16 protein-coding genes are annotated in these 18,151 nt (G+C 63.2%); 4 read left to right on the top strand and 12 right to left on the bottom strand.

From position 1 onward, the window contains the following. Positions 1–34: 34 nt before the first annotated feature. The 10 genes from GQB00_RS07450 to GQB00_RS07495 all read right to left on the bottom strand — a co-directional run bounded on the left by GQB00_RS07450 (position 35) and on the right by GQB00_RS07495 (position 9,205). Entirely contained in the window at positions 35–463 is a 429-nt protein-coding gene (locus GQB00_RS07450) for a hypothetical protein (protein ID WP_165855761.1), read from the bottom strand. A gap of 123 nt (positions 464–586) precedes the next feature. Further along, positions 587–1,339 (bottom strand): DUF2218 domain-containing protein, encoded by a 753-nt coding sequence (locus GQB00_RS07455; RefSeq protein ID WP_165855762.1) that lies wholly within the window; start codon positions 1,337–1,339, stop codon positions 587–589. 270 nt (positions 1,340–1,609) lie between these two features. Beyond that, on the bottom strand, positions 1,610–2,833 hold the full coding sequence (locus tag GQB00_RS07460; protein ID WP_165855763.1) for a multidrug effflux MFS transporter: 1,224 nt from the start codon (positions 2,831–2,833) through the stop codon (positions 1,610–1,612). Between the two features lie 40 nt (positions 2,834–2,873). Beyond that, entirely contained in the window at positions 2,874–3,263 is a 390-nt protein-coding gene (locus tag GQB00_RS07465; protein ID WP_165855764.1) for a RidA family protein, read from the bottom strand. A 65-nt stretch (positions 3,264–3,328) separates the two neighbouring features. Continuing rightward, positions 3,329–4,558: a hypothetical protein gene (locus tag GQB00_RS07470; RefSeq protein ID WP_207950631.1), complete on the bottom strand. Its 1,230-nt coding sequence runs from the start codon at positions 4,556–4,558 to the stop codon at positions 3,329–3,331. 438 nt (positions 4,559–4,996) lie between these two features. Continuing rightward, positions 4,997–6,271 carry a DUF3500 domain-containing protein gene (locus tag GQB00_RS07475; protein WP_165855765.1) on the bottom strand — a complete coding sequence of 425 codons (1,275 nt, stop codon included), beginning with the start codon at positions 6,269–6,271 and terminating at the stop codon, positions 4,997–4,999. A gap of 46 nt (positions 6,272–6,317) precedes the next feature. Then, entirely contained in the window at positions 6,318–7,172 is an 855-nt protein-coding gene (locus GQB00_RS07480) for a fumarylacetoacetate hydrolase family protein (protein WP_165855766.1), read from the bottom strand. Positions 7,173–7,208: 36 nt separating this feature from the next. Then, positions 7,209–7,604: a nuclear transport factor 2 family protein gene (locus tag GQB00_RS07485; RefSeq protein ID WP_111495035.1), complete on the bottom strand. Its 396-nt coding sequence runs from the start codon at positions 7,602–7,604 to the stop codon at positions 7,209–7,211. Positions 7,605–7,638: 34 nt separating this feature from the next. Next, positions 7,639–8,421: an SDR family oxidoreductase gene (locus tag GQB00_RS07490; RefSeq protein ID WP_111495033.1), complete on the bottom strand. Its 783-nt coding sequence runs from the start codon at positions 8,419–8,421 to the stop codon at positions 7,639–7,641. A 52-nt stretch (positions 8,422–8,473) separates the two neighbouring features. Further along, entirely contained in the window at positions 8,474–9,205 is a 732-nt protein-coding gene (locus GQB00_RS07495) for a dienelactone hydrolase family protein (RefSeq protein ID WP_165855767.1), read from the bottom strand. Positions 9,206–9,506: 301 nt separating this feature from the next. On the opposite strand from GQB00_RS07495, the gene GQB00_RS07500 reads away from it, so the two are divergent. From GQB00_RS07500 to GQB00_RS07510, 3 genes are all read left to right on the top strand, one after another. Continuing rightward, complete coding sequence (locus GQB00_RS07500) at positions 9,507–10,019, top strand: sigma-70 family RNA polymerase sigma factor (RefSeq protein WP_207950632.1); 513 nt, start codon at positions 9,507–9,509, stop codon at positions 10,017–10,019. A 157-nt stretch (positions 10,020–10,176) separates the two neighbouring features. Continuing rightward, the gene (locus GQB00_RS07505; protein ID WP_165855769.1) at positions 10,177–11,223 is read left to right on the top strand and encodes a FecR family protein; all 1,047 of its coding nucleotides are present in this window, start codon (positions 10,177–10,179) and stop codon (positions 11,221–11,223) included. Positions 11,224–11,373: 150 nt separating this feature from the next. Then, positions 11,374–13,797 carry a TonB-dependent siderophore receptor gene (locus tag GQB00_RS07510; protein WP_165855770.1) on the top strand — a complete coding sequence of 808 codons (2,424 nt, stop codon included), beginning with the start codon at positions 11,374–11,376 and terminating at the stop codon, positions 13,795–13,797. Between the two features lie 94 nt (positions 13,798–13,891). Here GQB00_RS07510 and GQB00_RS07515 read toward each other — a convergent pair whose 3' ends face one another. Next, positions 13,892–14,317, bottom strand: coding sequence for a DUF1294 domain-containing protein (locus GQB00_RS07515; RefSeq protein WP_165855771.1), 426 nt, complete (start codon positions 14,315–14,317; stop codon positions 13,892–13,894). 274 nt (positions 14,318–14,591) lie between these two features. Between GQB00_RS07515 and GQB00_RS07520 the strand changes: the two genes are divergently transcribed. Continuing rightward, on the top strand, positions 14,592–16,742 hold the full coding sequence (locus GQB00_RS07520) for a PhoX family protein (RefSeq protein WP_165855772.1): 2,151 nt from the start codon (positions 14,592–14,594) through the stop codon (positions 16,740–16,742). Positions 16,743–16,811: 69 nt separating this feature from the next. On the opposite strand, the gene GQB00_RS07525 is transcribed toward GQB00_RS07520, so the two are convergent. Then, positions 16,812–18,116 carry an NRAMP family divalent metal transporter gene (locus GQB00_RS07525; protein ID WP_165855773.1) on the bottom strand — a complete coding sequence of 435 codons (1,305 nt, stop codon included), beginning with the start codon at positions 18,114–18,116 and terminating at the stop codon, positions 16,812–16,814. Between the last annotated feature and the right edge of the window lie 35 nt (positions 18,117–18,151).

Here is an 18,151-nt window from a genome sequence, read left to right on the forward strand (position 1 = left end):
CCGGGTGGTCAAGGCCAGTCAGCAGGCTTTGGCCTTACAGCCGGAAGCCGGCAAATGTCTCCGGCATCGGACGTGGGCGAAAGGCGACGCCGACCCGCTCCAACAGGGCGGCGCCGGCCTGGAGCAGATCATAAGACGGGCCGGAGTCTTCCGGGTATTCGACGCCCTTCATCGGCAAGCGGTAGCGTGCAAAATAGTTCAGCGTCGCCAGCAGGTCGAGCTCATCCCGCGACACACAGGGGGACTTGGGGCCCAGCATGTCGAACCGCCCAAACTGCCGGAACAGGGCCTGGAAGACCTCGATCAGATCGATGATGTCGGTTTCCGACACGCCCTGATGGCCGAGCTGGGGGGCAATACCCGGAAAGGGATCCGCACGGTCGTGAATCGCCCGCAGTACGCGCAGCATCTCCTGTTCTGACTTGGAACATTGATGCTTGATGAAAAGAATCGGCGTGGACATGTATGACATCCTCTTTCAAAACATGTTCAAACAGTTGTATCAAGTGCGCGACTCCGAACCCCATCCATGGTCCGCCGGCCCCAAATATCGCCGATCATTCCAGGGTGTCGGCTAACAGCCGGCTCAGGCCGACTGCCAGTCGAACCTCAGCTCTTCGCGGACGGCGGCATCTTCCAGGTGACGTACGATGATCTCCTGGAGTTCCCCCATCTGCTTGACGTCGGGCGACATGACGGTGACACGGAGTTCATGCTCCCCGGCCTCCAGGAAACAAGCCCCCCGGGACATACGGATCTGGACCGAGTTCTCGCCGGCGGTGACCGGCGTCTTGTGCTGGAAGTGACTGCTCAACCGGCGCACGAAACGCTCCGCATTCGGCGTCTCGACAACGGCGACGCTTTTGACGTTGGTATCGGCCACCGGCCGCTCGTTCATTAGTTCCTCAACCTCATCGGCCGCCGCATCGATGACCCCTGCGATCTTGTCGAGGGTGCTTTCCGCCAGCGGTTCACGCTTCATGCGCAGACTCAGGGCGAACTTGAGGTGGTCCATTGCGTTGACGATCTGCGCCGGCGGCCGGCCTTTGCCGGACGGTCCAACCCGTGACATCAGGAGCTTTACCTGCGCCTCGTTCGCTTTCAGGAACGCCTTGCCTTCCGAGGTGATGCTGTACTGTTTTCGGCCGCCACCCTCGGTGTCGATGACCGCGTAGTTCTTGTCATAGAGCCAGGTCAGCGTGGGATAGATCACGCCCGGGCTGGGTTTGTAGTTGCCGCCGAAGCGTTCCTTGATCTGCTTGATGATCTCGTAGCCGTGGCTGGGCTGGTCCGCGAGCATGGTCAGGACCAGCAGTCGCAGTTCGCCGTAGTCGAACAAACGGCCACTGCGTCGGCCGCCCCGGCTTCCCGAGCCGGCAGCGTCACCGGACCTGTCGCCGTCATGGCCTGGAGAACGATCATCACGCTTGTTACCTTTTGCCCTACTCTTTCTCGGGTTACTTCCCGCCGCACTCTTCAAGCTGGTCAAGCTGGCTACTCCACTCTCATCGCATATAACTTAATTTTAGATATATCTGAAATATAGCATCCGCCTGACATGCAGACAATGCTGGCACCGGCCGGAGTGGGCGACCGGTTCGGACAGCGATTAAGCCGCTTCTTCCACAGCGGTCCCGGTCAAGCGGCGCCGCAACAGTCTGTAGGTCAGTGTTGCGCCAGTCGCCGCGGCACAGGTCACACTGGCCATGGCCACGGCGTCACTGCCCAGTGCGCCGACCAGGGAAGCCGCCAGCGCCGCGCAGCCGAACTGGGTCACGCCGAACAGCGCCGAAGCCGCGCCGGCGGTATCCGGTGCCAGGTCCAGCAGCCCGGCGATGGTATTAGCTCCGGCCATACTGACGGTCAGCAACATGAGGAAGGCCGGGATCACGATGCCCCAGAGCCCACCCGCGCCGGTAACGGCCATGACGAGCAGGACAATACTCCAGATCAGGGTGTTGCTCACGGCGATGCCCAGCATGGGCAGATACCCGTAGCGCACGACCAGCCGGCCATTAATCAGATTCCCCAGCAGCATCGCGATCATGTTGAAGCTGAAGTAGAAACCAAACAGGGAGTCGTCGACGCCGAACTGGTCGATGTAGATGAAGGAACTGGCGGAGACGAAGGCAAACAGCACGGCGAACATCTGCACCCCACACGCGAGGAACAGCGGGAAAGGTCCGCGCTGCAGCAGCTCGAAATAGCCCAGGTACTGGGCTGGCAGGCTACCGTGGCGCGCGCGTTTGTCGACACCGTGGGACTCGCCCAGCCACAGTGCCGAAGCCAGCAAACCAAGGGTGGCGTAGGCCGCCAACAGCCAGAAAATCGCACGCCAGGACGCCACACTCAGCACCAGGCTCCCAATCAGCGGGGCCACCAGGGGGGCAATGGCCATCACCATGATCACGAAGGAAATCACGCGGGCCGCCTGCGACCCGGAGAAACGATCACGCACGATGGCGCGGGGAATCACCTGGCCCGTGGCGGCCCCCAGGCCCTGCAGCGCCCGCGCCAGGATCAGCGTGGTGACCGATCCCGCCAGGGCACCGGCCACGCAGCCCAACAGGTAGAGCGTGAACCCGAAGTACAGCACCGGCTTGCGGCCGTAGCGATCGGCGATGGGACCATAGAGAAACTGACCCACCGCCAAGCCGATGAAGAACAGACTCAGGCTGTACTGGGTAACGGCCGGATCGGCCCGAAACTCCTCGGTCAGCGCCGGCAGCCCCGGCAAGTAGATGTCCGTGCCCAGGGAGGACGCCGCGCTGAGGATGCCCAGCACCACAATGAGCTGTACACGCTGACGGCGGTTACCGCTATCGAACGTCATGGAAAGGTCCTCTGCGTATGCACCAGGTGTCACGGTGGGATCAGCGGTTCGCCAGTACCGCCACGAAATCGCACTGGATCAGCATGTTACCGGTGAAGTTTCCATCCAGCGCGTGACGCGCCGGGCGCGACTGCGGGTCCGGGAACAGCCGCTCCCAGTGTCGGTTCACCACGTCGCGCTGGGACTTGTCCTGCATCCACAGGGTCATCTTGATGATGTCGGCGGTGCTGCCGCCGGCCATCTCAAGGATGCTGCGGACATGCCCGAACATTAAGGCGCACTGCGGCTCCAGCCCGTCGGCCATTTTTCCAGTGGCGGGATCACGCCCGTAGATCACGCCCGAATAGAGCATGCCGTCCACGCGGCAGGCTGCCGGGATGGGATTCCTGTGTGCGAACCCGTCGATATAGATGCTCTGTCGTCGCTGCATGGGTTTGACCTCGCTGGTGAAGAACGGGGCGCCGAAACCGGCGGGCGCCCCTTGTCGAAAGGCGGCTAACCGTGCCCCGGCGCGTGGCCCAGTTTGTAGGTGATGCGGATACGCTCGGCGTGGTAGGCGCCGGTCACGTCGGAGTCGGAGTCGATGTAATCCCCTTCGAACTGCAGCCCGAAACGATCGGTGACGTTGTAACCCAGGATCACGAAGCCGGCGTTGAATTCGGACTCATCCAGCGGGTAGTTGATCCCGGTCGATTCCTCCAGTTCAAAGCGCGTCAGGCCCAGAACCGCCAGCAGCTTGTCGTCATGGTGCACGTAGCGCAGTGAATAGGAGCGCCCCGGCTGGTCTTTGGTGGCCAGCGACGCCAACGGCTGGCCATCCTCGATCGGCGTGGAGTTGTAGATACCGTAGCTGTAGGGCGCGACGTAGGCGCCGCTGAGGAAAGCGTCGTCCTTGTGGGGGACATAGGTCGCGGCGAGGTAGATCTTGTCGTGGCGAGAGTTGATCCCGATACGGCCGGAATACAGGTCCGTGTCCACGTTCTCAAACGGTGCCGTCTGATCGGAGACGTCCCATTCCTTGACGTACTGCAGGGCCCAGAAGGGGGTCCAGGAATCCATCTTCAGGGAATCCAGCGGCATCTGGAAACCGGCATAGGCCAGTTGCAGGCGCTTGTCGAAGTTGTAGTACCAGGCCTCGGCATTGGCGCCGTAACGATGCCCCCAGCGCACACCCGCAGTGGCAAAGCCATTGCTGTCCGTCTGCGGCGTGTCGGTTTCGGGGATCTCCGGATTACCGGCGTCCCCCTCGATGAAGCTGTCTTCGCTGAAGGGCTTGAAGCGGAAAATGCGGTAGCCGTACACCTTGATGTCGGGATTGAACGGCAGTGCGTAAGTGCCACCGAAACCTTCGTACAGCGCCGGGATCATGGTGCGGCCGTCGCCTTCGTTGGCAAAGGGGGTATCCAGCCCGATGCGGCCGCCCTTGAGATCGAAACCAGCGCCCCGGTAGCGTAGGAAGGCCTTGCCGATCATGGTGATGTTGTCGGACGGCACATAGCCCTCGGTCTCGTCCGGGTTGGACGGATTCAGGCCGAAATTGTAGGCGGAGTATTCACCCACGCCGAAACTGAAACCGTGGAGATCGGCGCTGCGATACTGAAACTCGCCGCCGAATGAATGTGTCCGTTTGTCGTCGATGATGCCTTCGTAGGTCTTGAAGAAGGTCATCGTTTTCAGCTCACCGAAAAACGTCCCTTGTGCCAGCCAGTCGTTGAGCGAATCCACGGATTCTCCGGATGCCTCGGCCGCATGACCGACCGGACTGAACAGCAGGAAAAACGAAACGATGAAAGAGCCCAACCTGGATATCAACTTTATTGTCATTGTGTTGCCCCTCTTGTTCTCTCGTGTGCTTCTGTCTTGTTATGGATTGGAATAAACGCGCTGTTTTTCTGGGCCTGACCGGAATTCCGGCGGCGTGTCATGCCCTCCTCCGCGTCACCCGGACGCGCTTCCGCGGCGTGTATCGATACCAGCTCGCGACCGTATTCCAGACAAAGGCAGGCCCAACGGCCCGGCGTACAGCCAGCCCGGGAAAAGGCTCAGTCTTGAGATAACGGTCCCGCTAGCGGCTAAAAGGGCCCCGGATGCATTCCCAATGCAGCAACCGGGGCAAGTCACCTCCGACACAACAACGAGGTGACCGACCTGGGGACGGAGCGGCTATCCTGCCTGCCCCGGCTCCCGATCGGGGCCATGAACACCGCATCCGCAATGCTTCTGGAACTGATCCAGCAAGGCCTTGCCGTAGTCGTTACCGTTGGGAATGCGAGTGATGGTGTGGATGTGGAACTTGGCGGGTTCCTCATTGCCCAGCCACATGCCGCTGTGATGGTCGAACTCGATCATGATCACCGGGCTCTGGATGCGGTAGTAGAAAACGTCGTCATCGCCGCAGCCGCCGATCCAGTTCCACCAGGTGTCGTCCAGGTGGCTCTCGACGAGCCGCATACGCGCCGCGCGCGGACCGTCGGGCAAAAATTCCAGGAAGGTCTCGATCACCTGCATCAGTTTGGCGCGCTGGGATCGATCCAATTCCGAGGCACGTATGCCCTCAAGGGGTATCACACGGTTGTCCTGGCAGGCGCCGCCAAGGTGGCGCTGGTCGGCAAAGTTGAAGCGCCAGTCCGGCATGGCCGGATCTTCCATCAGCCGATAGATCGTGGCCCGCTCGCGCAGCGTCGGCGATAGCGACTGCATCAGCGCCAGCCCCAGGCTTTCCTCGCCGGTGAGCAGAGTGAAAGCCTCTCCGTCGCCGCGGTCGATGTGCTTGGGCTCCACCCCCATGAAGGTGGGCGAGATCACCAGCTGACGCCCCACGACGAAACAGCAGATGGCAGCGTGATGGCCGTACAGGCTCCAGCCCCAGGGCTTTGTGGTGGACGGCTCGCCGAACATCAGAACGTGATAGCTCCACCGGTTCATGATGTTGTTAAGGTCGTACAGTTCGCCCAGAAAGTGGTTGGCGTCCATCAGTCGCCGGATCTTGGTGAACCCCTTTTCGCTGGTAAACGCCTGCAGCAGTTTCAGGAACGCCTGGCGCGAGCCCTCCGACATGTTCTCCAGGCGTACACCGTTGTCGTTGAACTGAATCTCCGGGTTATACCAGCCCCGCCATTCCGGGGCGTCCACCGGATAGCCGACCTGCTTGCGCTGGGCCTCATCCAGCGTCTCCAGGAACGCCTCTGCCGCCGCCACCGCAGGCGCCACATCAAAGCCTTCATCCTCAAGATCAAACAGACCATGCTCCACCTCGCCGTCGGGCGTGACACCCTGAAAGGGCTCATCAAGGGCGGCCTGCCACTCGTCGCGCAGCTTGGCGCCCTTCTCGTTGGAGAGCATGCGCTCGGTATAGGTCTTGGGGTCCACCCCCCGCGCCGCCTGGATACGAAAAGTGTCCGGCGGCAGGATGTAGTCACGATAATCGTCACTGGCCATGCCATTTGCTCCTCGATAGATCAACGGATCGGTGTACACACCGACGTCAGCCCCGGCCGTCACCGACCACCCGGTTCTCGATGTAGCCCAAGGATTCAATGTCCAACCGCACCACGTCGCCCTCCTCCAGGAAGTTGCCTGTGGGTGCACCGATACCCGACGGCGTGCCCGTTGCCAGGATGTCACCGGGCTCCAGGGTCATCACCGTGGAGAGGTATTCGATCTGCTGGTAGATGTCATAGATCATGTCGTTGGTGGGGGAATGCTGGCGCACCTCGCCATTGACCGTCAGTTTCATGTCCAGGTTCAGCGGGTCGGCGATCTCATCATCGGTGGTCAGCCAGGGGCCGATAGGGCCGTGCGTGTCGAACGACTTACCGAGAGTGAACGTGGGCGACTTGTGCAGCCAGTCCCGGGTGGACACATCGTTGACGATCAGGTAACCGGCGATCACCGCACGTGCGCCATCCGCCTTCACGTGACGGCAGCGGCGACCGATGACCACGCCCAATTCGATCTCGTAGTCGAGCATGTCCGACTCCTGCGGCTTGACCACCGGATCGAAAGGCCCGTTCAGGCAACTGACCTGCTTGTTGAACCAGAGCTGACTCTCGGGAATTTTGATGCCGGCCTGGCGCGCCTCCTCGGCGTGTTTGGCATAGTTCATCCCGATCCCCAGGAACTTCTGCGGATCGTTGACCGGCGCCTCCAGGCGCACCTTGTCCATCGGAAAGGCCGGCTCGGCCACGCCCTCCAGGTCAGAGCGCAGTTGCGGCAGGTCGCCCAGCAACTGCCGCATGGAGTGCCCCACGCCGGCCACACCGGACAGGTCCACCACCCGGTCGCCCACAACCTTGCCGATACGGGTGGTCCCGCTTTCCGTAAATCGCACCAGTTTCATCTTGTTTTTCCTTTCACGAATGAACGTCCAGACAGGTCAGGACCTGTCGCGAACCGGAGTCAGTTGGGACAGCACCACCTCCCAGCGCTGCTCCACCTGACGTAGAATCAGGGTGGAGAATCCGTGGCGGACCATTCGCTCACCGGTTTCCAGCGAGCGCACCGTGTTAATGGTGACGCCGGTGACGACGGCCAGGTGTCCCTCGACCCGTATCTCGGGCACCTCACGCTCGATCGAGACGAAGCCGCCCATCCTGCGGATGTGGTTGAGGAAAGCCGGCTTGTCGTGAACCATGCCGGTGCTGTGAATATGCACCAGGTCGTCGGCCAGCAGCCCTTCCAACACGCCCAGATCCGGCTCGGTGAGGGCACGCTGACGAACTCGCTCGAATTCCAGGATGGCCAGTCGGCTGTCCTGCTCCCCACGCGTCATACCGCTTATCTCCTCCGGTTCGCGCCCGCTCCGGTCAGACCAGGCCGTCATAGGAACCACCGTCGAGCTGTAGGTTCTGGCCGGAGATAAACGCGGCCTGGGCGCTGCACAGGTATGCACAGGCATCGCCGAACTCCTCCGGTCGGCCATACCGGCCGGCGGCGATGGAGCGACAGTTGCGCTCCCGTGCCTCGTCCCGGCCGATTCCTTCCTTCTTCATCAGCCGCTGCAGCATGAATTCCTGGCGCGGGGTATCCACCCGCTCGGGCAGGAGGTTGTTGAGGGTGACGTTGTCCACCGCCACTTCTCGGCTGATGGCCTTGCTGATGGCCGTCAGGGCGGCGCGGGCGGAAGTGGACAGCCCCATCATGTAGTGCGGGGACTTCACCATCGCCGAGGTAATGTTGACGACGCGGCCGAAACCGCGGCGACGCATGCCGGGGATGTAGGCCCGGATTAACTGCACTGCGGGCATGAAATTGGCTTCCATGGCCGCATCCAGGGCCGGCTCGTCCCAGTCCTCCAACGCGCCGGGCGCCGGGCCCGCGTTATTGGTGACGAGGATGTCCACATCCGGCACAGCCCTGAGGATCGCAGCGCGCCCCTCGCGGGTGGTGAGATCCGCCGCAACATGACCGATTTCGGCTTGGGGGAAATCCTTTCGCAGGGTGTCGACCACTGTCCGCAGCTTGTCCTCGTCGCGGCCGTTCAGAGTCACCGCCACGCCTTCCCCCAGCAGGGAGCGGGCACAAGCCAGCCCCAGCCCCTGGGACGATCCGCAGATAAAGGCCCTGCGCCCGGCGATACCAAGATCCATCATTCACTCCTGTTACTGACATGCGTCGTCGCGTGACGGGGCACCCAGCCCCTCACTGCCCGAAAACATCCTCGAAGAAGCCCGTCATGGCGTGCCAAGAGCGGCAATCAGCGGTGGCACTGTAGGCCGCAAACGGGGGCGTTCCGGGGCCGTCGGCCTCGGTAAAGGCATGCCTGGTGTGGCCGTACAGATTGACCTCCCAACCAAGTCCGGCCTGGGTCATGGCCTCCTGAACACGGGCCAGGTCGTCGGCATTGGCCATGGGGTCGTCGGCACCGGTGCAGATCAGTGCCCGGGCCTCGCCGCAGGCATCCGACCAGTCGTCGTGGACCAGGTTGATACCGCCGTGGAAACTCACCACGCCCTGCAACTCACCGCCGCTGCGAACAAACTCCAGCACCGAGGAACCGCCAAAACAGTAGCCGAGACCGCCCAGCTTGCCGGGATGGGTCGACGACTGCGCCCGGAGCGTCTCGCGGGCGGCCTCCATGCGCCCCATCCAAAGTGTCCGGTCTTCAGCAAAAAGCCCGATCATGTCGTCGAATTCAGCCGGGCCGTTGAGCCGCTTGCGCCCGCCCCACAAGTCCACAGCCAGGGCGGCGTACCCCAGGGCCGCCAGCCGCTCGGCGCTGGCCATGACGTGCTCGGTCATACCTTCGGCGCCGTGCACGACCAGCACCCCGGGACAGCTCCCGGGCGCCGCATCCCGTGGCGAACAGAAATAACCGAGCATGCGGGTGTCGTCCTGAACATATTCCACATCGCGGGTTTCAACGTGCGTCATGCTTCACCTCTTCATTCGCCGTGCGTGGCAGGCCACCGCCGGAGAACGGCAAAGGCACTGAAAGCAACGGGTTGCGGGGTGGTTTTCCATAGGTATTGTGCGATCTTTTTTGTAATTTTCGATATATCTGATAGCAAGATATATCTAGAAATACGCACCAACCATTAGACAAAAGTCGTACATTTCAGGGCGCCCATCGATGCCTGGCGTGGAAATAATTGATAATCAATCTCATTTTCTGGTATCAATAGGCGCCGCGATCCAGGCCCTGGCCGCGTCGTTTTCTGAGGAAGCAGTCGCCTTGTCCCATCCCCAATCCGCGCTTGACCTGTTCGTCAGCCACCGGAGTGCGCTGGTCAGCTATGCCAGCCGCATTACCGGCAGCCGGGTGACGGCGGAGGATCTGGTGCAGGAGGCCTGGCTGCGTTTCGACGAGGCGTCCCGGGGCCGCTTCCTGGATGACGCCACCGGTTACCTCTACCGGATCGTGCGCAACCTGGCGCTGGACAGCCTTCGCCGCACCACCCGCGAGCCCCCGGTGACCGTACCGGCCCCGGAGGACGACGCCTCACCACATGCCGCCGATACCGCCCGCAACCCGGAAACGGTCAACCTCTACCGGGACGAGTACGCGCGGGTCCTGGCCGCCATGAACGAGCTGCCCGAGCGCACCCGGATCGCACTGGAGATGAACCGCTTCGGCGGCGCCAAGCTGCGGGAAATTGCCGCCTATCTCGATATTTCCGTCGCCCTCGCCCACAAGCTGGTGGCTGAAGGCATCGAGTACTGCAAAGAGCGTCTGGAGCGTCTCTAGTGTCCATGCAACGCCAAACAGCGCCTCTGTTTTCCCGGAACCTGTTTTTTTGGAAAAAGCCGGTGTCGGAACGTTTCGTCATCAGGGCACCGCGTTGGCAGCAGAACGGCCCCGATAACAACAGCACTCAACGAGCCGCAAAGGGATAGACACGGGAATGGCAGGGAACACCGAATCAAGCCGCGCCCGGATCGACCGGGAAGCGACCGACTGGATGATCCGATTGCAGGAGGAGCCCGGGAACGACGACCTCCGCCAGGCCTTCGACACGTGGTTGCAACGCAGCCCCGAGCACGCCGACGCCTGGGCGGCGACCCGGCATACCGCCCTGTTGATTGAGGCCGCGGCCCCGGCCGAGCCCCGATCCTGGCAGGCTGCACTGGATGAGATGCGCGGTCAGACTACCAGCCACCAGCAGGATGCAGCCTTCGCAGCAAACGACGCGCCGCCCACCGGGGCTGAACCCCGCGCGGCACAGCGGCGCCCCCGACGTCTGCGTGTCGCCGGCCTGGCGATAGCGGCCTGTCTGCTCGCGCTGGTGGTGGGCCCTCACGCCTACCTGCACATGCGGGCGGACTACACCACGGATACGGCAGAAACGCGCGATATCCAGTTGAGCGACGACAGCGTCGTCACCCTGGCGCCGGAGAGCGCCATCAGCGTTCACTACAGTGACGGCGAGCGCCATATCGACCTGTTGCGGGGCGAGGCCTTCTTCGAGGTAACGCCGGTGCCCACGCGGCCGTTCCGGGTGTCCTCCCACAACACGGAGGTCACGGTGCTGGGTACCGGCTTCAACGTCCTGCGCCGGGACCTGGGCACCGCCGTATCCGTAGAGCACGGCCGGGTCCGGGTCGATCCAGCCTTACGGGCGGATGCCACAGAAGTGCTGACGACGGGCCAGACGGTTACGGTCCGTGACGCCCAAAGCGTTGAGCGCGGCATGCTTCCAACCGGTCAGATCGCCGCCTGGCGCCGGCACCAGCTGATCGCCCAGGACCAGCCCCTGGGTGACGTGGTTGACCGGCTACGACGCTATTTCCCCGGGCGCATCGTGGTAACCGACGACGCCCTCGCCGGGCAGCCCGTCACCGGCGTCTACAACCTGAAGAATCCGGTCGGCGCGCTGCGCGGCATTGCCCGGGCTCAACAGGCCGTTGTGCGGGAAATCACGCCCTGGTTGCTATTGGTGTCCGCCTCCTGAACGCGCACGAATGTTCGATTTCAGGTTTTTTGAGGCAATTTCAGATTATTTTTGAAAAAAGTCCTCCGGCCGACGTTTTGTCTCAAGCACGCAAATGAGAAACGTTCAAATTCTCATTAACGCACGACAAACATCCAACGGAGACACTCGATGACAACCGGGGCATCCACCCACTCCCCCACCCGATACCGCCGCCGCGTCCTGGCCAGCGCCCTGCTGCTGTCCACCGGCCTGACGCCCATGCTGCTGCCGGCCAGCGCCAACGCCCAGACCAGCACCCAGCAGGCAGTCTCGGCACTGCAGGCCGAAAACACCTTCAATATTCCGGCCCAGCCGATGACACCGGCCCTGGCCCTGTTCGGTCAGCAATCGGACTTGCAGATTACGGTCGATGGCTCGCTGGTGCGCGACCTGCAGGCGCCCGCCGTCAACGGCACCCTGAGCAACGCCGACGCCCTGGGCCAACTGCTGCTGGGCTCCGGCCTGAGCTACAGCCTGGCCGACGCCAATACCGTCGTGGTGGAAGCCGCCGCGGAAGTCAGCGATGACGCCACGCCGCTGGATCCACTGCAGGTCCAGGCCAGCGCGGAATCGGCGGTGGGACCGGTGACGGACAGTGTGGTCAACAGCCGCAGCGCCACCGGCACCAAGATGGACACGCCGATTGTCGATACGTCGGCCTCGGTCTCGGTCATCACCGAAGAAGAACTGGAAACCCGTAACGTCCAGGACCTGCAGCAGGCGCTGTCCTACACCTCCAGCGTCTCGGTGGATGCCTACGGCTCGGACGACCGCTACGATTTCTACCGGATTCGCGGGTTCAACCAGATGTCCCTGGGCACCTATCGCGATGGCCTGCCCAGCCGCATTCCCAGTTTCACGACCTCCCGGATCGAACCGTACGGCCTGCAACAGATCGACGTGCTGAAAGGTTCCACCTCCAGCCTGTTCGGGCTGAACGGTCCCGGCGGTCTGGTCAACGCCATTACCAAACGCCCGCAATCCACCGAGCACGGCGAAGTTTTCGTCACCGGCGGCGATGAGCACCTCAGTGCCGGTACCGATTTCGGCGGCCCGGTCGATGACGACGGCAAGTGGAGCTATCGTCTGACCGGCCTGTGGCAGGACGGCACCCACGGTCGGGACTACTCCAACGACGACCGTTTCTACATCGCACCAGCGGTAACCTACCAGCCCAGCGACAGAACCTCGCTGACCCTTCTGGCCAACTTCAGCAAGCGCGACAGCAACGCCGGTTATGGCTTCCCCGCCGACGCCGACATCGATCCGGAAAGCTTCCTGGGCGAGCCGGACTTCAACCGGTTCGACACCACCGAATCATCCCTCGGCTATCTGTTCTCGCACCAGTTCTCGGACGCGCTGACCTTCCGCCAGACCGCCCGCTACAGTCACATCGACCTGGACTACGAGCAGGTCTACGGCGGCACCACCGATCCCAGCGTCGACCGCACCGCCTTTTCGGTGGACGGCGAGGCGGACCGCTTCGGCATCGACAACCAGCTCCAGTACGACACCGCCCTGACCGACTCCATCGACAGCCGTACCCTGTTCGGCATGGACTACACCTACGACAAGGACCGGGAAACCACCCTGCTCGGGTCGGCGCCGGGCATCGACATCTACGACCCGGTCTACTGCGGCCGTGCCTGCGTCGATGTGTCCACCGTCTACCAGGACTACGAACCGGAACAGAACGCCTACGGCGTCTACGCCCAGGAAGAGCTGACCTTCAACGATCGCTGGATCCTGACGCTGGGTGGACGCTACGACTACTTCGATGCCGACGTGCACTACTTCACGACCGACACCGACGAAAGCACCACCGCCGAGAGCTTCACCTCCCGCGCCGGCCTGACCTACAAGATCACCGACGGCCTGTCGGTTTACGGCAACTACTCCGAGTCCTTCCAGCCGCTGTATGCACCGAGCGCCAACGGCTACTCCGTGGAAGGCTCGCTTGAGCCCCAGGAAGGCACGCAATACGAAGTGGGCATGAAGTACCAGCCGGCCACGCTCGACGCGCTGTTCACCGTGGCGCTGTTCGACCTGACCCAGACCAACGTGCCCACCAACGTGACTCCCGTCATCCAGCGTCAGGTGGGTAAGATCGGCAACCGCGGCGCCGAGTTCGAAGCCAAGATGTCCCTCGCCCGCAACACCAACATGACCCTGGCCTACTCTTACTGGGACGCGGAAATCGAGGAAGACGGCATCGGCGGCAACGAAGGTAACCGCCCGTCCGCGGTGCCCGAGCATCTGGCCTCGGCGTGGGTGGATCACACCTTCCCGGCCAACGGTGCGCGAGGCGATGTCACGATCGGTGGCGGCGTGCGCTACGTCGGCTCGACCTACGGCGATGACGCCAACACCGTTCCGGTCGACGCCTACACGGTGACCGACGCCATGGTGCGCTACCAGATCACCCCCAAGCTGGGCCTGTCGGTCAACGCCACCAACCTGCTGGACGAAGAGTACGTGGTGACCAGCTACTACGGCACCAACTACTACGGCGACGGCCGGACCGTGCTGGGTACCCTCAAGTACGCCTGGTAAAACCTCACCGGATACCGGTCAACACAACCGGGAGCGGGATGCTCCCGGTTGTTCTCGACGGGTTGCCTTCGACCACTGACGGTTGACCGATCCCCTACCCGTTGCCGAGCAGGCGCGACAGTTCCGGCCACAGCTCATTCCGCCACCCCTCGATGCCATGCGCCAGGAGCAGCGCCCCCAGCACCACGAGGTGCAGCAGTACGATCAGCCAGAAGACCACCTGAAAACGAAGCTTGCGGGTCTTGTGCCGGAACAGCTGCTGGGCCAGCAGGGCACCGGGCCAGCCGCCCAACAGCGCCAGCGCCTGCAGACGCCGCTCCGGCACCCGGCGACGATCGAGGCGGGCCGCCCGTTTGTCGAGACCGTACAGGAAAAAGAGAACGCCACTGACCACCCCGTAAATGGCCGGCACCACCGGCGTCAACGACGCCCACCCGACCAGCCAAACCAGACTGGCGATAAACGCCCCCACCACCAGCCATACCGGAATCAGCCCCTTACTTCGTCCTGCCAAAGCCATCTCCTTCGATGTTTTCCCGCATCCGATGCGTGCGGGCGCCGCCCAGTAGAAACCGCTCGGGCCTTCGAATCAAGCCGGCGACAGCCCGGTTCCGCGCCTTTTCGCGCTGCGTCGCCAATCCGGAATGCGTACCAGAACGACGCGTCAGGGCGGCTCTGATAAGCGTCCGATTCGTCTTATTTCGGTAACCGACCTGTCACCTTGTATCGATAGGCTTGCGGACGGCTTAGGAACTGACGCCCATTCCGACAAATAATCGATGAGAGAGGGACACATGAGTAAGGAAATCGAGAGCCACGAGATCTACAACCAGAGCGGCAACGAGCCGTTCTCGGAAATCATGGAACGCCGTCTCAGCCGCCGCTCCGTCATGCGCGGCAGCCTCAACGTCGCCGCCGCCACGGTACTGGGCGGTTTCGGCATGAGCCTGGCCGGCTGCGACTGGAATGATGACGACGACGATAACGACAGCGACAACGACACTTCCCTGACTCTCGGCTTCGACGCCGTGCTGGGTTCGCTGACCGACGCCATCGTCGTGCCCGACGGCTACACCGCGCAGATCCTGATCCCCTGGGGGACCGCACTGAGCGACGCCGGCACCGAGTGGGATGAGTCCCTGGCCTTCACGCCGGAAATCCAGGAAAACGCCGTGGGCATGCACCACGACGGCATGTACCATTTCCCGCTGGCCGAGGACACCGCGTCCACCCATTTCATCCTGGCGCTGAACAACGAGTACATCGACCAGGGCGCCCTCTGGTCAACCCAGGGCGGCCCGGACACCTCCAACGCCTACCGACTGGCGGACGAAGTGCGTACCGAGATCAACGCCCACGGCGTCACCCTGGTGGAAGTGCAGAAGCAGTCCGACGGCAGCTGGAGCCACGTCAAAAACTCCACCTACAACCGCCGCATCACCTCCGCCACACCGATGGCGCTGGCCGGCCCGGTGGCCGAAAGCGACTACGTCATCACCAAGTACTCCACCGACGGCACCATGACTCGCGGCACCAACAACAACTGCGCCAGCGGTTACACGCCCTGGGGCACCTACCTGACCTGCGAAGAGAACTGGCCGGGTTACTTCATCAAGACCGACACCCAGCGCGACGACGACCTGCGCCTGGGGATTGGCTCCAGCACCGGTCGCTATGGCTGGGAAACCGCGTCCGATGATCCGGCGGCCGCTGAGGTTGACGAGGAATTCGCCCGCTTCGACGCCACGGAAACCGGCGCCACCGCGGCGGACGACTACCGTAACGAGCCGCGCACCTTCGGCTACATCGTCGAAATCGACCCGTACACCGGCGAAGCCGTCAAGCGCACCCACCTGGGCCGCTTCCGTCACGAAGGCTGCTGGCCGGGCAAACTGGTGGAAGGCGAGCCGGTGGTGTTCTACTCCGGTCATGACTCCCGCAACGAGTACATCTACAAGTTCGTCTCCGACGCCGTCTGGAGCGCCAGCGATGCCAACCAGGCCGGCGGCACCTACGACCGCCTGGCCCTGGGCGCCAAGTACATGGACGAAGGCACTCTCTACGTCGCCAAGTTCAACGACGACGGCACCGGCGAGTGGCTGGCGCTGACTCCGGACGCGGAAACCCCGGACGGCGGCACCCTGGCCGACGCCCTGGGTCTGGCCGCCGACGATCTGGCGGGCGTGATCATCCACACCTGCGACGCCGCCGACATCATGGGCGCCACGCCGATGGACCGTCCCGAATGGGGCGCGGTGGATCCGGCCTCCGGCGATGTCTACATGACCCTGACCAACAACTCGGACCGCACCGCGGAAGGCACCGCCGCCACCTACACCAACAGCGGCAGCGCCATTGAGGACCTGGGCGTAGGCTACAGCACCGCTCCGGTGAACAACGCCAACCCGCGCGCCGCCAACGAGAACGGACAGATCATCCGCTGGCAGGAAGGCACCGCCTCCTCCACCACCTTCGAGTGGGAGATTTTCGTCTTCGGCGGCGCCGTGACCGGCAACGACAATCCGTCCGGCCTGACCGAGCTGAACCAGTTCGCCAGCCCGGACGGCCTGTGGTACGACCAGCGCGACGGCGACCAGGGCATCCTCTGGATCGAAACCGACAACAGCGGCAACGACGTGGCGGATTACACCAACGACCAGGTCCTGGCTGTGGTGCCGTCGACCGTCTCCGGCAACAGCAACGACCCGTCGGTGGTCGACATGCAGGACCAGGGCAACCTGAAACGCTTTGCGGTCGGCCCCAACGGCTGTGAAATCACCGGCATCTTCGCGACGCCGGACAAGACCGCGCTGTTCATCAACGTGCAGCACCCGGGCAACTGGCCTTCCGGCTCCGACGCCACCGTCGAGACCAGCGGCACCGTGCGCCCGCGGGCCTCTACCGTGGTGGTCCAGAAAGCCGATGGCGGTCGCGTCGGCGAATAAACCGGCGACCGTCGCCTGAACCAAAAAACCCGGGGCCGAAGCCCCGGGTTTTTATTGGCCGCGAACGCCTCACTTCACGAACAGATACCAGTACGCCAGCAGCGCGTTCACCGACGCGAAGAACACGATGCCGATCCAGCTCAGCATCACCATCCCCTTGCCCAGACGGTGCTCGGCCGGCACCGAATCCAGCCCCATCAACCGGTAGTTCAACCAGGCAAAGACCAGCGCCGCCACAAAGGCGGAAATCATCGCGAACTCCAGCATGGCCAGCAGCGCACCTTTGAAGAACATCACAATCAGCGCCGCGACAATCGCCATCACCACCATCAGCGGGTAGGTATAACGGGCACCGTGGCCGGTGGGGCGGCTGCCGGCCGGCTGGCCAAACTGGACGAAGCATTCGCTCAGTGCCCGGCTGTAGCCGTCCAGCACGGTAACCGTGGTCGAGAACATGCACAGGAACGCGATGGCCGCGATCAGCCAGCGGCTCCAGTCACCGATCACGCCGGCGTAGACATCCACCAACTGATGGGCAAAGGCGATGCCGGAACCGGCCAGGGATACGCCGCTGCCATGGAGCACCAGCGCTCCCAGCCCCATGAAGGCCAACGCCAGCACGGTCGACGTAACGTAGCCCACGTTGAAGTCGACAATGGAGTCGCGATAGGTCAGGTCACCGCCCCGGTCCTTGAGCTTCTGCCGCAACCAGACGCTGTTCCAGGTCGACAGCTCGATGGGCGCCGGCATCCAGCCCATCAACGCCACCAGGAAGCCGATGGCCGCGAGATTCCATGGACTGGGTGACACGAACTCCGGCGGCGCCACGCCGCCCCGGTCCAGGGCAATCACCAGCGCCGCCACCGTGGCCACCGCAAGGCCGGCAATGATCCATTTGGTCACGCCGTCCAGCACCCGATAGTGACCGGAAATCAGGAATGCCAGCGAGCCGGCCAGCACGATCATGGTGAGCTGGGTCACGTTCAGGCTATCGCCAACGAACAGCCCCAGGATGCTGCCGCACAGCATGGACACCCCGGCGGTACTGACCACCGAGGCGAACAGGTTGAGCGCTGTAAACAGATACAGGTAACCGCGGCCGATGCGGTCGTAGCCCTGGATCAGGGACTCGTCGGCGGCCATGGTGTAGCGGGCGCCGATCTGGAAGAACGGATACTTCAGCAGGTTGACCAGGATCACCAGCCCCGCCAGCTGCCAGCCATACAGGGCCCCCGCCTTGGTGGACGCTACCAGATGCGAGCCGCCAATCGCCGCGGCCGCTCCCAGAATACCGGGCCCCAGTATGGCCAGGTACTGGCGGAGCGAACGGGATGAAACCGGTGTGGCGGCCTGGGCTTCGGCAGCGTGAGACATGGATATTCCTTGGCGTGGCGGTGGCAGAACGATTC

Source organism: Marinobacter sp. JSM 1782161, from assembly GCF_011421605.1.
In the GTDB taxonomy this organism is placed as follows: Bacteria; Pseudomonadota; Gammaproteobacteria; order Pseudomonadales; family Oleiphilaceae; genus Marinobacter_A; species Marinobacter_A bohaiensis.